General features: G+C 71.3%; 15 protein-coding genes and 1 pseudogene. 9 read left to right on the top strand and 7 right to left on the bottom strand.

The window, feature by feature from the left end:
- Nucleotides 1-146 precede the first annotated feature (146 nt).
- Together AN218_RS02350 and AN218_RS02345 are read left to right on the top strand one after the other, a co-directional pair.
- Nucleotides 147-1556: an NAD(P)/FAD-dependent oxidoreductase gene (locus AN218_RS02350; protein ID WP_244900209.1), complete on the top strand. Its 1410-nt coding sequence runs from the start codon at nt 147-149 to the stop codon at nt 1554-1556.
- A 12-nt stretch (nt 1557-1568) separates the two neighbouring features.
- The gene (locus AN218_RS02345) at nt 1569-2981 is read left to right on the top strand and encodes a cation:proton antiporter (protein ID WP_070014816.1); all 1413 of its coding nucleotides are present in this window, start codon (nt 1569-1571) and stop codon (nt 2979-2981) included.
- Between the two features lie 85 nt (nt 2982-3066).
- Here the strand turns inward: AN218_RS02345 and AN218_RS02340 are convergent, their stop codons facing one another.
- Nucleotides 3067-4926, bottom strand: coding sequence for an AfsR/SARP family transcriptional regulator (locus AN218_RS02340; protein WP_275936949.1), 1860 nt, complete (start codon nt 4924-4926; stop codon nt 3067-3069).
- Between the two features lie 411 nt (nt 4927-5337).
- On the opposite strand from AN218_RS02340, the gene AN218_RS02335 reads away from it, so the two are divergent.
- Entirely contained in the window at nt 5338-5730 is a 393-nt protein-coding gene (locus AN218_RS02335; RefSeq protein WP_171908572.1) for a MarR family winged helix-turn-helix transcriptional regulator, read from the top strand.
- A gap of 96 nt (nt 5731-5826) precedes the next feature.
- On the opposite strand, the gene AN218_RS02330 is transcribed toward AN218_RS02335, so the two are convergent.
- From AN218_RS02330 to AN218_RS02310, 5 genes are all read right to left on the bottom strand, one after another.
- Nucleotides 5827-6033: a hypothetical protein gene (locus AN218_RS02330; RefSeq protein WP_070014810.1), complete on the bottom strand. Its 207-nt coding sequence runs from the start codon at nt 6031-6033 to the stop codon at nt 5827-5829.
- A 125-nt stretch (nt 6034-6158) separates the two neighbouring features.
- Nucleotides 6159-7631 carry an FAD-dependent oxidoreductase gene (locus tag AN218_RS02325; protein ID WP_070014803.1) on the bottom strand — a complete coding sequence of 491 codons (1473 nt, stop codon included), beginning with the start codon at nt 7629-7631 and terminating at the stop codon, nt 6159-6161.
- Between the two features lie 174 nt (nt 7632-7805).
- Nucleotides 7806-8801 (bottom strand): aminoglycoside phosphotransferase family protein, encoded by a 996-nt coding sequence (locus AN218_RS02320; RefSeq protein ID WP_070014801.1) that lies wholly within the window; start codon nt 8799-8801, stop codon nt 7806-7808.
- Between the two features lie 132 nt (nt 8802-8933).
- On the bottom strand, nt 8934-9860 hold the full coding sequence (locus tag AN218_RS02315; protein WP_070014799.1) for an SCO1860 family LAETG-anchored protein: 927 nt from the start codon (nt 9858-9860) through the stop codon (nt 8934-8936).
- A gap of 849 nt (nt 9861-10709) precedes the next feature.
- A complete protein-coding gene (locus tag AN218_RS02310; RefSeq protein ID WP_420855928.1) occupies nt 10710-11597 on the bottom strand; it encodes a metallophosphoesterase family protein in 888 nt (295 codons plus the stop codon).
- A 266-nt stretch (nt 11598-11863) separates the two neighbouring features.
- On the opposite strand from AN218_RS02310, the pseudogene AN218_RS02305 reads away from it, so the two are divergent.
- From AN218_RS02305 to AN218_RS02295, 3 genes and pseudogenes are all read left to right on the top strand, one after another.
- Nucleotides 11864-12181 (top strand): annotated as a pseudogene (locus AN218_RS02305) (PadR family transcriptional regulator); the annotation flags it as partial.
- A 77-nt stretch (nt 12182-12258) separates the two neighbouring features.
- Nucleotides 12259-13062, top strand: a complete 804-nt coding sequence (locus AN218_RS02300; protein ID WP_244900207.1) for a hypothetical protein — start codon at nt 12259-12261, stop codon at nt 13060-13062.
- 111 nt (nt 13063-13173) lie between these two features.
- Nucleotides 13174-14004: an N-acetylmuramoyl-L-alanine amidase gene (locus tag AN218_RS02295; protein WP_070014798.1), complete on the top strand. Its 831-nt coding sequence runs from the start codon at nt 13174-13176 to the stop codon at nt 14002-14004.
- Nucleotides 14005-14080: 76 nt separating this feature from the next.
- On the opposite strand, the gene AN218_RS02290 is transcribed toward AN218_RS02295, so the two are convergent.
- The gene (locus AN218_RS02290; RefSeq protein ID WP_070014796.1) at nt 14081-14905 is read right to left on the bottom strand and encodes an alpha/beta fold hydrolase; all 825 of its coding nucleotides are present in this window, start codon (nt 14903-14905) and stop codon (nt 14081-14083) included.
- 316 nt (nt 14906-15221) lie between these two features.
- On the opposite strand from AN218_RS02290, the gene AN218_RS02285 reads away from it, so the two are divergent.
- The 3 genes from AN218_RS02285 (at nt 15222) to AN218_RS02275 (ending at nt 18651) form a co-directional block, all read left to right on the top strand.
- Nucleotides 15222-15710 carry a hemerythrin domain-containing protein gene (locus tag AN218_RS02285; protein ID WP_070014831.1) on the top strand — a complete coding sequence of 163 codons (489 nt, stop codon included), beginning with the start codon at nt 15222-15224 and terminating at the stop codon, nt 15708-15710.
- A 946-nt stretch (nt 15711-16656) separates the two neighbouring features.
- Nucleotides 16657-17697 carry a hypothetical protein gene (locus AN218_RS37770; RefSeq protein WP_070014794.1) on the top strand — a complete coding sequence of 347 codons (1041 nt, stop codon included), beginning with the start codon at nt 16657-16659 and terminating at the stop codon, nt 17695-17697.
- Nucleotides 17698-17880: 183 nt separating this feature from the next.
- On the top strand, nt 17881-18651 hold the full coding sequence (locus AN218_RS02275; protein ID WP_070014792.1) for a DedA family protein: 771 nt from the start codon (nt 17881-17883) through the stop codon (nt 18649-18651).
- Nucleotides 18652-18685: the final 34 nt, after the last annotated feature.

Here is an 18685-nt window from a genome sequence, read left to right as displayed (position 1 = left end):
CAGCGCGCTCGTCGCGGCCGGGGACCCGGGGGCCGGAGCACACCCCGGCGTCGGGCGGCTTGCCAGCGGATCTGGACCGAGAGGTCATCGCACGCTGCGAAGCTCCGGCCGATGTCCCGCTCCGCCACGAGAAGTGGAGAACAGCAGTGATCGCAACAGCAACGCAGGTCCTGGTCATCGGCGGCGGCCCGGCCGGGTCGACCGCCGCAGGTCTGCTGGCCCGGCAGGGATTCGACGTCACCGTGATCGAGCGGGACACCTTCCCGCGCTACCACATCGGCGAGTCCATCCTGCCGTCGTGCCTGCCCATCCTCGAACTCCTCGGAGCACGGCAGAAGATCGAGGCCCACGGCTTCCAGGTGAAGCGGGGCACGTACTTCGAGTGGGGCCCCGACGAGTGGCAGATGAACTTCAACGACCTGGGGGACACCACCCCGTACGCCTGGCAGGTGGTCCGCTCCGAGTTCGACGAGCTGCTGCTGGACCACGCCGCGGAACTGGGCGCCACGGTGCACCAGGGCGTGACGGTGCGGGAGATCGAGTTCGACGGCGACCGGCCGGTGGCGGCCCGCTGGGCGGCGGGTGAGAACGGCGGCGAGAGCGGCCGGATCACCTTCGACTACCTCGTCGACGCCTCCGGCCGACGCGGTGTCATGGCGAACCGCTATCTCAAGAACCGCCGTCACCACGACGCGTTCAAGAACGTCGCCGCCTGGACGTACTGGCGCAACGTCGGCTCGGTGGAGAAGAGCCCGGAGGGATCGACGGCCGTGATCTCGGTGCCCAACGGCTGGTTCTGGGTCATCCCGCTGCACGACGGCACGACCAGCGTCGGCTTCGTGTGCACGAAGACCGCGTTCGACGCCCGTCGGGAGGAGCTGGGCGGCCCGGCCGGGGCGTACGCCGAGGCCGTGGCTGCCTGTCCGTCGCTGACCGAACTGCTGGCCGACGCCGAGCAGGTGGGGGAGGTCCGCGTCGAGCAGGACTACTCCTACACCAGCGAGGCGTTCACCGGACCCGGATATGTGCTCAGCGGGGACGCGGCCTGCTTCCTCGACCCGCTGCTGTCCACCGGCGTCCATCTGGCCACCTACAGCGGGATGGTGGCGGCCGCCTCCATCGGCAGTGTGCTGCGCGAAGAGGTCACCGAGGACGAGGCGTTCGGCTTCTACCAGCAGGTCTACCGCCGGGCCTACGAGCGGATGCTGCTGCTCGTCTCCGTCTTCTACCAGAGCTACCGCGGCCGGGATTATCACTTCTTCCACGCACAGCAGCTCTCCTCGCAGGAGGTCGACCAGCTCAACCTGCACCTCGCGTTCCTGCGCATCATCTCCGGCATCGAGGACATGGAGGACGCGAAGGGAGCCGCGTACGACAAGGTGTTGCAGGATCTGAGCGGGGGCGAGGGCGAGGTGGGGAAGAACCCCTTCGAGAACCTCGGCAAGCTCCGCCAGGAGCCGCTGTCCGCGGACGACGCCATCGACGGGGTGTACCTGTCGTTCGGGCCGACGCTGGGACTGCGGCGCACCGCGGACGCCGCCCTGGAACAGAAGTAGACACGGGGCACCGTGAACAGGCGTCTCGTTGCCGCACTCGTCCTCTTCGTCGCCGTACCGGCGGCCGCCACCGTCGCCGTCCTCGCAGCGTGGGGGCACGGCTGGACGTCCTCCGGGGCGTCGGCCGGGCACCGGGACGGCGGGGGTGCGTCCCTGCCGGGAGCCCTGCCCGAGGCGTACCGGCTGCTGGTCGCGATCGTCACGATCGTGCTGGTCGCCCATGTGCTGGGCGCGCTCGCCCGGCGCGTGGGCCAGCCGACGGTCGTCGGGCAGATGACCGCGGGAATACTGCTGGGGCCCTCGATCCTGGGGGCCCTGGCCCCGTCGGCCCAGGAGTGGCTGCTGCCGCCCACGACGACGGTGCCCGTCGAGTCGATGGCCCAACTCGGCATCGTCTTCTTCTCGTTCAAGATCGGGTACGAGCTGTCGCCGAAGCAGCTTTCCGGGCACGGTACGACCCCGCTGGTGCTGGGCGGAGCGGGGGTGTGCACCCCGTTGCTGGTCGGGGTGGGCATCGCGCTGCTGCTGCCGGCGGAATACCGGCCGCAGGGAGCCGGGAGCGGGCCGTTCGCGCTCTTCCTCGGCGTCTCGTTCTGCGTCACGGCGTTCCCCGTGCTCGCCGGGATCCTCCTTGAGAACGGCATGCTGAAGTCCGCTCTGGGGTCGCTGGCGATGGCCACCGCGGGTGTGGCGGACGTCCTCGCGTGGTCGCTGCTCGCGTGCGCCCTGGCGGTGGCACACGGAGGCACCCCGCTGGGGGCACTGAGCACGGCCGGGCTGACCGCCCTGTTCGCGGTGCTGATGCTCACCGTGGTGCGGGCGGGGCTGCGCCGGATCTGGGAGGGCCGGGGCGAGAGCCGTACGCAGAACGCGGCCGTGCTGTTCGTGCACGCGCCGCTGCTGTGCTCGGCGGCCCTCACCGACGCGATCGGTGTGCACCCCGTCTTCGGGGGGTTCCTTGCGGGCCTGGCCATGCCGCGGCTGCCGCAGATCGAGAGGATCGTCGAACGCACCGACGCCGTGGCGTCGTGGCTGCTGCTGCCCATGTTCTTCGCGTCGGTGGGACTGCGCACCGGATTCGGGATGATCGGGGGCGCGAAGGACTGGCTGCTGTGCGGGCTCTTCGTCGTCCTGGCCGTCGCGGCCAAGCTGGTCGGCACGGCGCCGCCCGCGCTGCTTCTGGGGGTACGGCGGCGACCGGCGGCACGGCTGGGCGTGATGATGAGCTGCCGCGGGCTGACCGAGCTGGTGGTCCTCGCCACGGGTCTCCAACTCGGGCTCATCCCACCGCGGTTGTTCGCCATGCTGGTGCTGATGACGCTCGCGACCACGCTGATCACGGCACCCGTGCTGAACCGGACGGGCGGGAGCCAGGACGAGGAACCCCGGCTCCCGGAACCGTCGATGTCGGGTGCCGTTCCATGACCGGCGCATCCGGCCCCGGAACGGGGGACTTCGTCCGTTCCGGGGCCGGGGAGGGGGTGGGGGCCGGCCCGTGGTGCTGCGCCGGTTACGACGCGTCGGCGAGGGACTCCCGGGCCGGCGGGGCGGACAGTTCCGACTCCATCCGCTCGCGGCAGAAGGCCCGGATCAGCTCATGGAAGGAGTAGACCGTCTCCCCGTCGGGGGACGGGACCGTGCGCAGGAAGTGGTGTTCCACCAGGGTCGACAGCGCCGACTCCGCGACGGCCTCGGTGCAGCCGAGCAGTCCGATCAGCGTGGCCGCCGTGAACTCCCGCTGGCGCAGCAGCGTCAGCAGCCGGAGCACGGCGCGCTCCCGGCTGCCGAGCCGGTCGTACGTCGCCAGATACCGGTCCCGGATGCTGACGTCGGCGCTCTGGAGCTGATCGAGCGGACGGTTGCCGCGGTACAGCGACTCGGCGAAGCGCCGTATCGGCACGCCCTGCAGAGCCGCGAGGCGCGCACCCGCACACCGGAGGGCGAGCGGCAGATGGCCGCACATTTCGGCGATGAGTTCCACCGAATCGCGCTCCGCCTCTGCCCTTTTCCCGCCCACGATTTTTGCCAACAGTTGAAAACTCTCCGGCGGGTCAAGTGAATTTATCTCGAACGTCTCGGCGTTCGGGAGGTTGTAGAGGTTGACCCGGCTCGTGATGATGGTGAAGGAATGCGTCCCGCCCAACAGCAGCGGATTCACCTGAGAATGCGTCTGCGCGTCGTCGAGCAGCAGCAGCATGTTGCGTTCCGCGCCCCAGGAGCGGAAGAGGCTGCTCTTTTCGTCGAGGCTCTGCGGATAGGGCTCAGGAATTCCCGCAGCGCGCAGAAATCCGGTCAGCGCCTCGTCCGGGCTGGTCGGTCTGGAGCGTGACCCCCGGAGGTCCACATAGAGCTGGCCGCCGGTGAAGCGGTCCCGCACCGCGTGCGCGATCCGGGCCGCCAGCGCGCTCTTTCCGACGCCGGGCATGCCGTTCAGCAGGAGCACGCCGACATTCTCGTCCGCGGACTCCGCTCCTCCGGCCGCGCGGATCGCGGACTCCGTCAGGGAGTCGCGGCCGACCAGCGGCCCGGGATCCGGCGGAAGCTGGCCGGGACGTACGGGCGCGGGCTCGCGCTTGACGGCGATCGCGGCGCGCGGCTGCTGCGCCGGGGCCTCGAGCGGGGAGCCGGCGCCCAGTTGGGGCTCGCCGGAGAGAATCGCCTGCTGGGCGCGCTGGAGCAAGGGGGAGGGTTCGAGCCCGAGTTCCTCCACGAGGTCGCGGCGCAGCCGGTTGTACACCTGCAACGCCTCGGACCTGCGCCCCGAACAGTGCAGGGCGTGCATGAGCAGGGAGTGGAAGCCCTCGTGGAGCGGGTGGGCGGTGGACAGACTGGTGAGCTCGGGGACGACCGTGCGGTGGTTGCCGAGCTTCAGATCCGCTTCGATCTTCAGCTCCAGGGCGCTGAGATGGTCCGCGTGCAGGCGCGCGGTGTGCGCTGCCAGCACCTCCCCCGTGGACACGTCCGTGAGGGCGGGACCGCGCCAGAGTTCGAGCCCTTCCTTGAGGTGCCCGAGTGCCTTGTCCGGCGCTTCCGGCAGGATGCGGCGTCCCTCCGCGACGGCACGGTCGAACAGGCGCAGGTCGATGCAGTCGTCCGGCACTTGTAAGGCGTATCCGTTGGGACGGGTGCGCAGCACCTCGGAGGACTCGAGACCGCTGGCCTCGAGGGATTTCCTGAGCTTGTAGATATAGGTCTGCAGCGTGGACTGTGCACTCACGGGCGGGTCGTCGCCCCACATCTCGTCGATGAGCTCGGAGAGTGTCACCGTCCGTCCGCTTTGAACGACAAGAAGCGCAAGTATTTGACGCAGCCTGGGAGCAGTCGGCGTGATGTTGCACGTTCCCAAGGTGACGTCGAACGAACCTAGCACTCCGTACTTCACGCTGGCCCCCGTAAATTTGGCGTGGAGAAGTGCGAGTCACAATTCCACTTCGTTGTGAGTGGAATCGATCATCTGTATGACTGCATGCATGCTTCGGCGCAGTCTAGGCGTGGCGAACATGAGGAGCAAGCCTGAAAAGATGAACCTCGCCCATGTCCTTCCAATTGGCAGCCCATGGGCGGACCATGATTGAGTCAAGTCCGATAAGGTTGCGGCGACGCCGTGAGAGGGGTCCGCGGGTATCAGAAGCGCGGTTCCCCGGGGTAAGTTACTGCCATGGACCGTCAAGTGGTCAACGAAACGGATGAGTTGCACAATGCTGCGGCCCTGGCTTTCCTCCGTCTGCACCGAATGTGGGGGAAGTTGCAGGCACGGGACATCAGTACGCTGGGCACGCCCATGACTCAGAACGAGATCAGCCGGGGCTGGGTGCTGCAGATCGTCGACGAGGGGATCTGCACCTCGGAAGGCGAAGTGACGGTCGGGACGCTGGCCGAGGGGCTCGACATCGACCCGTCCACGGCCAGCCGCCTGGTGTCCGGCACCATCCGTGACGGTCTTCTCGTACGCCAAATCTCCCAGGTCGACGGGCGGCGCAGCGTGCTGCACATCACGCGTGCCGGGCATGTGCTGCTGCACCGCTTCCGGCGGCAGCCCCGCGTGGTCTTCGAGACCGTCACCAAGGACTGGCCGGCAGGTGAACGGGACGAGTTCGCCCGGCTGTTCACTCGCTACGTCGATGAGATGGCGCGTATCCGTGCAGACCGCCGGAGTCAGGATCCGGCGGACTGACGGCCGCCTCCGCACTCGCGGCGACCGGTTCTTCCTCCGCCGCCTTCTTCCGGCGGCGCAGCCATCGGGTGACGGCGAAGGTCACCACGGAGAGGATCACCAGCACGGGCCGCATCCCCGGTCCGCGGAGCGGGCGTTGGCACGGCCCTGGACGAGCGTCAGCCGCAGGATGCTCCCGAACAGCCCCCGGTGGCTCTGGCACATCAGTGGGTCCTCGCACTCCGCGGGTCCCCCGGAGTCCCCGGGTGCGGCGGGGACCGACTGCGTACGGAGCGGGATCAGTTCCAACTCGTCTGTAGCCATGCCGGACACACTCGCGGGGCGCGGTGACGGATGACTCACCCCTCACTCACCGCGCCCACGTGCCCGCCTCCGGGAAGCGGCGCGGGCCGGTCTCCGTACGCCGTCGGAGCCGGCCGCCGCTCGCGTCAGACGATCTCGTACGAGACGTCCAGCAGATCGTCGTCCGCGAGACGCTTCTGGAACGAAGTGAGCTGCGGCCCCTCGGGGTTGAGGCTCTCGGCGACCTTCAGGCCGGAGTAGAGGGCGGACTCCTGGAGGTCCGTGATCGTGGTGAAGCTGCCCGCGAAGTAGAGGTTCCGTTCGCCCTGGTGCGCCATCATGTCGCGGGCCGCGCCGAGGCTGCGCGGCGTGGAGAGCGGGTGCAGGAAGCGGCGTTCGGCGAGGAGTTCGGACGGGTCGGTCTCGCGGTGTGCGGCCCAGCTCTTGAAGATGCTCGGCCTCGTGTCCGGGTCCGAGGTGCCGTGGTAGGCGCCGATCCAGATGGACGTCTCGCAGTGCCGGCCGGCCGCGGCCGCGTTCTGGACGGCCCAGTAGCCCTTGTCGTCGGGCATGTAGTGGGGGTCGCGGTGGATGACCAGGCGCGAGGGGTGGTATTCGTGCGCGCTCAACTGCTCCGCGATATGGCCCAGTTCGGGGATGCCGGTGAAGAAGTCCTTGGAGACGGGCGGCGGTGCGCTGACGACGACCGCGTCGTACGGGCCGTGGCGGCCGGAGGACGTACGCACGTGCCACGTGCCGTTCTTCTCCTCCAGGCCGGTCACGGCGGCGCGGGTGAGGACGGTGGTGTTCTCACAGGTGTCGAGGAGCATCCGCAGATAACCCTCCAGCCCCACCGTGGAGTTGTAGGTGTGGACGGGCTCGAAGACGGTGGCCGGGAAGGTCTTCGCGAAGGACGAGAGGTGGGCGCGTGCCGACTGGGTACGGACGAGTTCGGTGTCGCCGCAGGTCAGGGAGGACAGCCAGGGGGTGAGTACGTCGCGCTTGTAGTCGGCGTCGAGGTCGAGCCCGTCCAGCCAGTCGCCCATGGTGGTCTCCCAGGCGGCGTCGGGCTCGGTCATCTTCCGCGCCTCCCTGGTGAAGGTGAGGAAGCGCAGTGCGCCGGGGAGGTCGTCGATGACGTGGTCGGAGCTGAAGCGGGGCTTGCTGGTGGCGCCGTCGAAGACGGTGAGGCTCGCCGGGCCCTCGATGACGAGGTTCGTCTCGGGGTCGTCGGTGCGTGCGCCGATCTCCGCGAGGAACGACCAGTACAGCGGGTGGGTGTTGGGGTGGAAGAACTCCGCGCCGATGTCGACCGCGTAGCGCTCGTCCCCGTCGGTGACGGAGACCGTGTCGGCGTGGCCGCCCGTCTTGTCGCGCGACTCGAAGAGGTCGACGTTCCATGCCGAGTCGCAGAAGTAGGCGGCGGCGATGCCCGAGGCGCCGGCGCCGACGACCGCGAGGCGCTTGTCAGGAGCGTCCTTCCGGCGCTCGGTGTGTGCGGCCGGCGTGGGCCGGTCCGCGGGAGTCGTCCCGGCGGTGAGGAGCCCCAGGGAGGCGACTCCCAGCGCTCCGTTCCGCAGGACCGAGCGACGCTTCATGGGATGCCTCGCGCCGAGCATGTTCCCTCCTTGGTCTGAACCTTTGGGGGGCTCATCGTAACGGCGCGGTACGGGGCGGGACATGGGCGGTGGGGGACGACGGCGCCGCGGTTCCGCCGTTCCGGGAATCCGCTGGTAGAGGGATCAACTCCGGCTCGGCGCGGGCGGGTTGGGCGTCCCGTCCGGTGGGCCGGCTCAGGAGGGCAGGGCCGCCACGGTGCGTTCCAGGGCCGGGGTCACGTGGGTACGCAGCCATGCCACGTTCTCCGCGGAGGCTCCGCGCGGCACCGTCTCGACGAGCATGATCAGGTAGAGATACGTGCGGTAGAGCCGGATCCTGGTACGGGCCGCGTCGTCGAGCGGCGCCGCCCGGCCGCCGAAGTAGCCCGCCATGAGGCCGGGTTCGTCCTCGGCGGCGCCGAGGATGTCCAGCGAGGGGAGCTCGGCGAGCGGGTCGCCCCAGAACATCCGTTCCGCGTCCACGATGCCGCTGACCTCCCGGGTCCCGGGGGCGCCGTGCAGCAGGACGTTGCCCTCCCAGAGGTCGAAGTGGACGAGCGCGGGCGTGCGGACCTCGTCCAGCGCGGAAGCGGCGGCGCGCAGCGCGGCGCGGACGCGCCCGGCGGGTACGGGCAGCCGGACCGAGTAGCGTTCCGCGTCCACGAGTACGGCCTCCAGCATCGCGGTGAACGCGGGCCGCCAGCGCGGGGAGAGCGCCCCGACGGACTCTCCGGGATAGCCGAAGCCGGGTCCCGTGACCGTGTGCGCCCGCGCCAGTATCCGTCCCAACGACCGGCGCAGACGCGGGCGTTCGGCGGCGGTGAGGGTGTCCGAGAGTGTGTGCCAGCTCTCGCCCGGGCGCTCCGTCATCAGCAGATGGGCGCCGGACGTGCCTTGCCCGTGCGGCCCGTGGTGGACCACCGCCGGCACCGGTATGTCGCGCAGGGCGGCGGCCTGCCGGAAGTAGGTGAACTCGCCGGTGAGCAGGCTCCGTTCGTACGAGAGCGCCGGGGCGTGCGCGGGCGGCGGGAGCTTGAGGACCAGACGGGTGCCGTCCGTGGTGACCACGCGGAGGACGGTGTTGTACGTGCCGCCGCCGACCGGTGTGCAGGAGGCGACGCGGGACCAGGGGAGGCCGGCGCGGGCGAGCGCCGTCCGTGCGTCGGGGGCCGTACCGGGTGGTGGTGTCATGCCGCTCCCGTCTCTCCGGCCCGCCCGCGGCCCGAAGGTATCGCGGTGCCGCGGCAGCCGTAAGGCCAAAGGGCCCCGCCCCGCCTCTGGTTGAGGCGTGGGCGGGGCCCTGTGCGCGACGGCGCGGGAGGGTCAGGAGTTGCGGGCCGCGCGGCGGCGGACCAGGTACATCGTGGTGCCGCCCGCGACGAGCAGGGCGCCCGTGGCCGCGATGATCGGCGTGGTGGCGTCGCCACCGGTCTCGGCGAGACCGCCGCCGTCACCGTTGTTGCTCCCCGCGTCGCCGCCGTCGCCGCCGCCGGTCTGCGGGCCGGGCTCGTTGCCGTCGGAGCCGCCCTTCGGCGTCTCGCAGGTGGCCTCGGAGAGCACGATGTCGCCGGTGGCCTTGACGATGTTCAGCTTGGCCGGGTTGACCTCGTAGGACAGCTTCAGCGCCGTCGCCGCCCCGGAGGCGGTCTTCGTGGTCTCCTGCTCCAGCGAGACGTCGACGGTGCCGACGCCGGGCAGCTTGATCTGCTGGCCGCCGGGCGCGTTCACGTTCACCGGCTTGCCGAGGACGGAGACGTTCTCCAAGTCCGCCTGGGCGGTGGGCTTCGCGCCCGCCTCGCAGGTGGCGGTGGCGGTCAGCAGGTCCGCGCTGACCAGCGGCTTGCCCAGCAGGCCGGGGGCGAAGGCGCGGAGGCCGGCGAGCTTGACGTGGCCGGAGGAGCGGTCGGCGCCGGTCTTGGCGGCGGAGCGGGCGACCTCGGCCTGTACGAGCTTCAGCGGACGGCCCTTGTTGGCGCCGTTCACCTCGGCGGTCAGCAGCGTCCGGTCGGCGGAACGCGGCGCGCTGACCTCGTTGAGGGACGCCCTGACGGGGACCTTGGCGGCGTCGGCGACGGAAACCTGGAGATCGGCGCGGGCGGCGGTGGCGCCGGCCTTGCCCTTCGAACCGGAGTGCCCGTGGGCGGGGGCGGCGTGGGCGGGAGTGGCGAGGAACGTACCGCCGGCGAGGACGGCGGCGGCACCCAGCAGCGCGGACCGGCGGGCCCGCGAACCCGAGACATGCGTGATCAAGTAAGGGGAACCTTCCAGGGGGACATGGAGCCGCCAATGCCCGCTGAACTACGGGGCAAGCAGGGGCAGTTGGGGCTTGGGTCCGGGGAATGATGCCGTTTGTGCGATCACGGCGCAACTCCCGGTAACGCCGTTATGTGAAAGAGCGTCAGGGATATCGGAGCCCTTTTCCGCGAGGTCACGGGGGTGGTGCCGCCCGGGGTGCGCACGATGCGGAGGTCCTGTTCCCGTACCGGCACAGGACCTCCCCCTTGACGGGCCCTTCCCGCACATTCCGGCGGGGTGAATCCCGCCCTCGGCGGCCGGTTCCGCGGACGTACGGCGATCGGTTCTCCGGGGGCGTGCACCGCGCATTCGGATACGCGGCGTCAACGGCCTTGTGTACGGGGGCCGGTGGGCGCGGACGGGCGGTCGCGCGCAGGTGGGCGGGGGTGGGCCGCTGCCGTGGGGGTGTGCGGGCACGGCGCCCTCGCCGTGGTCGAACGACTCTGTTCCGCGGTCAACAGGCGTGTGCACGGGCCGAGTTCTTCACACCGTACGTCGGGCAGGCGTACGCGTCGGCAGCGGTACCGGGCGGAACTCCGGCCGTAAGAACACCGGAAATCCCCCGGCACCGGCGGGATTTCGGTGAGCGAGCGTTACGGCGGGCCGCTCGATCTCCACGCCGGTGCCGGTGTCCGTGGGAGCGTTCGTGAATTGTCGACAGGACGTCAATGCCGTGCGCATACGCTTTTCCACCGCGGTTCCGGCTCAAGGAAGCGCTAATGGACGGGAGTTCGGCCGCTCCCCGCGAAACGCGGATTCAACCGCCGGGCGCGGACGGGCGGTTCCGTCCCGGCGGGCCTCCGCTCAGCGTCCGGTCAGCACGCGGTGCAGCCCGGCGGGCGGCGTCGGGCGGCTGCCCCACTCGCGCGGATAGCCGAGCGACACCTCGATGTGCGGAACCCCGTCGCACACGATCGTCCGCGGGATGTGCAGGTGCCCGTAGACGACGGCGCTGGCGCGGTAGCGCACATGCCAGTCCGCGGTGGCCTCGGTGCCGCACCACAGGGCGAACTCCGGGTAGCGCAGGACCCGCGTCGGCTCCCGTACGAGCGGGAAGTGGTTGACGAGCAGCGTCGGCAGCGCGGCGTCGACGCCGTCCAGCCGGGACCGGGTGGCCGCCACCCGCGCACGGCACCAGTCCGCGCGCCCCGGATAGGGGTCGTGGTGCAGCAGATACTCGTCGGTGGCGACCACGCCCGCGGCATGGGCGGCCGCCAGCGCCTCCTCCTCGGTGGCGGTCCCCTCGGGGCGGAAGGTGTAGTCGTACAGCAGGAACAGCGGTGCGACCACCACCGGGCCGCCCGCGCCCTCCCACACCGGGTAGGGGTCCTCGGGCGTCACCACGCCGAACTCGCGCAGCAGACCGACGAGATGGCGGTAGCGCTCCTCGCCGCGCAGTCGGACGGGGTCCTTCGGCGGGGTCCACAGCTCGTGGTTCCCCGGGACCCACAGCACCTTCGCGAAGCGCCGGCTGAGCAGCTCCATCGCCCACGCGACGTCCTCGACGAACTCGCCCACGTCCCCGGCCACGATCAGCCAGTCGCCGTCCGTCTCCGGACGCAGCCTCCGGACGATCTCGCGGTTCTCGCTGTGCCGTACATGAAGGTCGCTGGCGGCGAACAGGCGTGCGTCGCCCGCCGGTCGGCCCGCAGTCCCCTCCTCCGTACGTGCACGTGCTGCTTCGCTGTCCACGGCCTCTCCTCCCGCCTCCCCGTACCGTCCCGCCTCCCCGCGGGAGCCCTGCCGCAACATCACCTCACGCCGGCCGGGCTGCGGACAAGCGCGGAGCGGGGCGTGACGGGCGCGAACAGCCGTTCCGCGGAGGTGAGTTGGGCGCGGTGGCCATGGGTGATGCGGCCGCGAGCCGCAGGTGCCGTACCGCCGTGGCGTCCCGTCCTCCCACGGGTTGTCACGCTGAATAGGTTGTATCGCTACCTAGGTTGTGGTCTCATCTCCGTATGGCCACGGACAGACGGGCAAGCTGGCTCAAGGGCGTACTCGACCTGCTGGTCCTCGCCTGCCTGCGAGGCGGTGAGAGCTACGGCTACGAGATCGCCGGACGACTGGACGCGGCGGGCCTCGGCCGCATCAAGGGCGGAACCCTCTACCCCGTGCTCAACAGGCTGGAGGAGGCGGGCCTGGTGAAGGCCGAGTTCCGCGCGGCGGAGCGCGGCCCCGGACGGCGCTACTACGCGCTGACGGAGGCGGGCCGTACGGGACTGCGGGAGCAGGGGGAGGCGTGGCTCGCCTTCCACGACGCGGTCCGGCGGACGCTCGTGGGCGAGGAGCCGGACGAGCAGCCGGGCGAGCAGGGACGTACCCCGGAGGCGGCGGAACGGAAGGGCGGGAGGCTGTGAATACCCCAACCGGCGACCAGAACGGTGAAGAGGGCGCGTACGGCGCCTACTTCGGGCGGCTCGCCGCGTTGCTGCGCGACAGCGGCATGCCGGAGGACCGCGTCACGACGCTGACGAGCGAGCTGCGCGCGTACGCGGAGGAGGCGGGCGGCGACGTCACCCAGGAGTTCGGCCCGGCCGAACGGCTCGCGGAACAGCTCTGCGCACGCGAGGCCGCCGGCCCGTCCGCCGGTTCCGGCGGCCCGCAGGGGGAGTCATGGCCCGGCGAGGCGGCCGAGCAGTGGGTGTGGACGGCCGACGCCTTCCAGGACCGGCCGCTGCTGGAGCGGTTCGGCGGCGAGGGCTGGGAGGTCGAACGCCTCGACGCCCTGGGCCGGTTCGTCTGCCGCCGCGACCTGGAGCACCCCATGCGCTGGGAGTACCGGCGCGAGACCGCCGGCTTCGCCGAACGTGCCGCGCGCACCGAGGAGTTGGCACCCGAGGGCTGGGAACCGTGCGGCGTGTGGGGCCCGTTGGCGTACTTCAAGCGTCCGGCGGCGGCGCTCGACGGACCGGCGGCCCGGATCGCGGCGCCGCCCCCGCCGCCCCGCAAACGCACCTGGATCGGCCCGTGGGTCTATGTCTGGATCGCGGTGAGCCTCCTCGCCGCCACCGCCGCGATCGTCTGGGGCGTCTCCGCCGCGGACTTCTCGGAGTCCGGCACCGTCCCCGGGCTCCTCGTCGGGGCCGCGGCCGGAGGGGCGGCGGCATGGCTGGCGCTGCGCTCGGTGCTGCGCAGAGGGGCGCCGGGCGGGGAGTAGCGGCCGGGCTCTGCCCGCCCCTGCCCGCCCCTGTCCGCCCCGTCGTTCCCGCTCACCCGAACGGATACGGTCACCTGTGCGACCGCCGCGGCCCGGTGCACCTTGTCAGCTATGCGGCACCGCAAGCCCAAGCGCAGGCGCCCCTGCCGGTACGTGTACGCGGCCCTCGTCCCGCTCGCGTTCGCGATCACCTGGCAGGAGCCCGTCCGGCACGTCCTCTCGGGCGCCGAGCAGGCGCACCGGCGCACGGCCCCGGCCAGGGACGAGACCCCGCCGACCGCACCCCGCCCCCGCATCGTCCCGCGCAGTGCGTGGCACGCCGACGAGGGTCTGGTGCGGGAGCGGGCGTCGGCGCTGAAGGACGTACGGGTCGTCTTCGTGCACCACACGAGCCAGCCCAACGGCTACGACTGCGCCTCGGTGCCGCGCATGCTCCGCCGGCTCGAAGCGGAGCACGTCGAACGCGGCTGGGACGACCTCGGCTACAACTTCGTCGTCGACCACTGCGGCACGATCTACGAGGGCCGCTCCGGAGCCCTGTCCCGCTCCGTCGAGGGCGCGCACACCAAGGGGTTCAACGAGGACAGCCTCGGCATAGCGGCACTGGGCACCTTCGACGGGGGCGTCCGTGTGCCGCGTCCCATGCTGAAGTCGATCGCGGCCGTCGCCGCGTGGAAGCTGCGGCCCGGCGTCGACGCACGCGGCACCGCGAGCCTCGTCTCCTCCAGCGGCGACAGCCGGTTCGACAAGGGGCGGCACGCACGGTTCCACGTCATAGCCGCACACCGGGACGCCTACGAGACCTCCTGCCCGGGCACGGCGCTCTACGCCGAGCTCGGGCGGATACGTGCCGAGGCGGAACGGCTGCGCGAGCGCGCCGCGTCCCGGCGTACGGACCGCCCGCGCAAGGAGGCGGACGAGGCGAACGGGAGCGACCGCTGAGCGCGGGGCACGAGCGTACGGACGTCCAGCCCGTACGGGCAGACGTCCCACGCTCCCGACCTCGACCCCGCCCTCGTCAGGCGCTCTTGAGGAACGCCAGCAGATCGGCGTTGAACGTCTCCTGCTGCGCCCCGTACAGACCGTGCGGCGCCCCCGGATAGATCTTGAGGGTCGGGTCCTTCAGCAGCTCGGCGGTCTTCGGCGACGACGCCTCCACCGGGACGATCTGGTCGTCGTCGCCGTGCGCGAGGAAGACCGGCACGTCGATCCGCGTCAGATCGTCGGTGAAGTCGGTCTCGGAGAACGCCCGGACGCAGTCGTACGACGCGTTGAGCGCCACCGTCATCGCCATCAGCCAGAACGCGTCACGCGTGCCCTCCGAGACGTCGGAGCCGGACCGGTTGGCGCCGTAGAAGGGCGCGGTGAGGTCCTGGTAGAACTGCGAGCGGTCCTTGCGCACGCCCTCGCGGATCTCGTCGAAGACGTCGAGGGGCGTCCCCTCCGGATTGGTCTCCGTACGCAGCATCAGCGGCGGTACGGCGCTGAGCAGCACGGCCTGCGACACACGTGCCGTCCCGTGCCGGCCGAGATAGCGCGTCACCTCGCCGCCGCCCGTCGAGTGGCCCACGAGCGTCGCGTTGTTGAGGTTGAGCTTGTCCATGAGCTGCGCCAGGTCGTCGGCGTAGGTGTCCATGTCGTGGCCCGCCCACGGCTGGCCGGAGCGGCCGTGGCCGCGGCGGTCGTGTGCGACGACGCGGTAGCCGCGGGACGCGAGGAAGAACATCTGCGGGTCCCAGACGTCCGCGGTCAGCGGCCAGCCGTGGCTGAAGACCACGGGGCGTCCGGATCCCCAGTCCTTGTAGTAGATCTCGGTCCCGTCCGTGGTGGTGATGGTGCCCATGGCTGGACTCCTTCCGTCCTCGGGTGCTCCGGGGCACACCCGTCGTACGAGGGGCGACCCGGTCCCCACGGTCGCGCGCGGGCGTCCGTCCCGCGAACGCGGAGGCGGTGCGCGCTCGTGCGGCCACCCGCCGTGCACGCGAGTACCGGTCGCGTACGAGTGCACCGCTCACGGCGGGGAACGCGTCGGGGCCTCGGAAACGGGAGACCGGAACGGGAGAACGCAAGCGCAGAAGGGCAGGCTCATGAGCGACGCGCACTCCGAGCGGGAACGGCGCCACGGAGCGGCGGAGGACCACGCCACGGAGGACCGATCCATGGACGACGTCGTGGAGTTGATCCTCCGCGACCACCGCACGATGGAGGATCTGTTCCGCGAGATGCGGAACGTCGAGGCCGACCGTGCCGCTGCGCTGCGCCGCCTCGCCGACCTGCTGATCGCCCACGCGGAGGCCGAGGAGGCGGAGGTCTACCCCGCGCTGCGCCGCTACCGGAAGGTGGACGAGGAGGACGTCGAGCACAGCGTCGAGGAACACACCGAGGGGAACGAGGCGTTGCTCGCGCTGCTGGAGGCGGGACCGCCCGGCGGGGACGAGTGGGACGAGAAGCTGGAGGGCCTCGTCCAGGCGGTGGCCCACCATCTCGACGAGGAGGAGCGCTCCCTCATCAACGACGCGCGTCTGTACGTCGGCGCCGAGCGGCGCCGCGAGTTGGGACGTGCCTTCGCGCGCGCCCGCCGGGACCGGCTCGCCTCGGCTCCCGGACGGCCGGAGAACGTCCGCAGGGTCCTAGGGCGTGTCCGTTAAGTCCCGTCTGGGGTGCGGGGTCTGGCACGCACGCTCTCCCCCGCTTCGCGGGGTGGGGTCTCCCCGGCTCTGCCAGGGGAAGTGCCCCCAGCGTTGTCGATCGTCGGCGCAGCACGCTGCGCTCTCTCCCCCTGGGCCTGACGGCCCGGGTGGTGCCCCCACCTCCGCCTTGCGATCGCACGCACCAGACCCCGCACCCCCGCCCTGCCCAGCAGGGCGACGACGCTACTTCCCGGACACGCCCTGGCGGACACGGGCCGCTCGTCCGGCAGTTGACGGTGCGGGCGCGCGGCGGAGGACCCATGACCGCGCGTGCGCGCCGCGAGGAGCCGGGCGTGGGGTCGCCGGGGTTACGCCCCCGGCCGACTCCGCACGCCCCGGCTTCGCCGCACCGTGGTAGTCCCGTCCATGCACGGCGGGTACTTCCATCGAGCGATACATCCGAGGGCCTGGTGTACGACTGCGGCCGGTGCGGCGGGAGTTGCCCGTGCGGCCGCGGAGGCCCGTAGGCCGTCCCGTACGGCGACTCCGCGCCGCCGCCCGGGCACCTCCGCGTGTCCGGCCCCGCGTACGGCCGACTGCCTGCTCACGGCGTCCCGTTGAGCGCTCCGCCGTCCTCGGCGGTGCCGCAACTGCTCCCGGAACAGGGTGAGTTGAGCGAGCGCCGGCCGCCCCGTGCGTACCCGTCCGTACGCCGGTGGAGAGCACGTACCAGGGCCGGACGCCACCGCCCCTACGAGCGAGCCGCGTCGAAGTGACGGTCTGAACGGCGGCCTGTCGAGCCGCACTTGTGTACCCCGGGGGAATCCGCACGAAACGCGCGAGATGCCGCCACGGCGGCGTGGACGTGGCCGTTCTCGCCACTAGATTGAGGATACGAAGACACGGATTACGTGATTTGGACTGTGAATTCCGTACAAAAGGACTGAGAGGACACGGGGACTTCATGGAGCCTCGGGAGCTGTGGGAACGGCACACGGTGCTGGCGAGAGCCTTCTGCCAGAGCGACGAGGAAGTGCGTTCCGCGCAGACGACGCTGGACGACGCACAGGCGAGCCGGGCCCGCTCCCTGGCGGCGTTCGCGGTGGTGGTGGGGCACGACAAGGCGGTCGCCGAGATGCTCGGCCTGCCGGAGCGCGAAGTGCGCATCGCACGCCGCACGGTGGGCCGTGAGGACGCCCGCGCGCTCGCGGACGATCTGCTGGTGCCTCCGCAGTTTCCGCAGCAGGGGGCCTCCGGGACCGCCGCTCCGGGCGCCGCCGGCCACGAGGAGACCGTACGGGCCCACGACGCGGCGCACGCCGCCGCACAGCCCTCCGCCCCGGCGGCGGACCACACGCAGACGCACGACCAGACGCAGCAGATCCCCCAGTACCAGCCGCAGGGGCAGGCCCAGGCGCAGCCCCACCAGCAGCAGTACCAGGCGCATCAGCACCCGGCGCAGCACCAGGCCCCCCATCAGACCCAGCAGCACGTACCGCACCAACAGCAGCCGCAGGCCGCGCAGTTGCCGCAGGATCAGCAGCAGCCGTTCGCCGCGGCACCGCCTCCGCAGCACTCCCCGTACCAGACGCAGCACCACTCGGCGCACGCGTACTACCAGCCCCAGGAGCATTTCCCGGCGTACGACCACACCCAGCTCCCGGACCACATGGGTTGGTCGCCCGTCCAGGACGCGGTGCTCGTCGACGGCTGGCAGTCGGGGGTCGACCTGGAGATCCTCGCGCTCGAACTCGGCACCGACCTGCGGAGGTTGACCGCCCGCGCGCAGTATCTCTCCGCGCAGGGACGGCTGTTCGTCACCGGCGAGGAGACCGGACGGCAGGGCGGCAAGCACCGCCGGGAGAGCGTCACGCACCACTCGGGCATCCCGTCCCAGCAGATGACTCCTCCCGGGGACATGCTGCTGCCGGACGGTCTGGTCCCCGACGGTTACGGCGGGTACTGGGCGAACTGGAACGAGATGCTGCCCGCTCCGCAGGGCTGACCGGGCGCCGCGTGTGCGGCGGGGCTTCCGCGTACGGGCATGCCCGCGGCGTACGGGAGGACCCGGCGTACGGGCGGGCCCGCGGTGTGCGGGCGGCACGCTTCCGTTTCCCCGAGCGTTGGTAGCGTGTACCACCCCCGACGACCGCCGCCCGTGCGGTGCGCCTGATGAGGAGCCTGTGACGTGACCGTCCTCGCGCTGGGACCGAGTTGGCTCGACCCGGACTATCTGATCCCGACCTTCGGTCTGATCGGCATCCTGGTGATCGTCTTCGCGGAGTCCGGCCTGCTGATCGGCTTCTTCCTGCCGGGCGACTCGCTGCTGTTCACCGCCGGTCTGCTGGTGGCCACCGACCAGTATCTGCACTATCCGCTGTGGCTGGTCTGCACGCTGGTGGTGATCTCGGCCGTGCTGGGCGACCAGGCCGGCTATCTCTTCGGACGCAAGGTGGGGCCCGCCCTCTTCCGGCGGCCCGACTCCAGGCTGTTCAAGCAGGAGAACGTGCAGAAGGCGCACGAGTTCTTCGAGAAGCACGGGCCCAAGTCGCTGGTGCTGGCCCGCTTCGTGCCGATCGTGCGGACGTTCACGCCGATCATCGCGGGCGTGAGCGAGATGCGGTATCGCTCCTTCCTGATCTTCAACGTGATCGGCGGTGCCCTGTGGGGCGCGGGCGTCACGCTGCTCGGAGCGGTGCTGGGACAGTTCGCGCTCGTACGCGACCACATCGACGCGATCCTGGTCGGCATCGTCCTCGTGTCCGTGGCGCCGATCGCCGTCGAGTATCTGCGCTCGCGCAGGAAGAAGGCGCGCGAGCAGGACGGCGGTGCCCCGGCGGAGGGCGGGACGTCCGCGCCCGCGCAGCCGGGACAGCAGGGCCCCGCCGCTCCCGGGAGCGACGCCCCGGGGAACTCCCCGGACAACGGCGGTCAGCGCGGCCGCCACGCGCGCCGCTGAGCCGGGCCCGTTCCGTCCCGGCCCGTTCCACCCC

Origin of the sequence: Streptomyces nanshensis, assembly GCF_001751255.1 — a bacterium.
Taxonomy (GTDB): domain Bacteria; phylum Actinomycetota; class Actinomycetes; order Streptomycetales; family Streptomycetaceae; genus Streptomyces; species Streptomyces nanshensis_A.
This window is presented reverse-complemented; position numbering and strand designations above follow the sequence as displayed.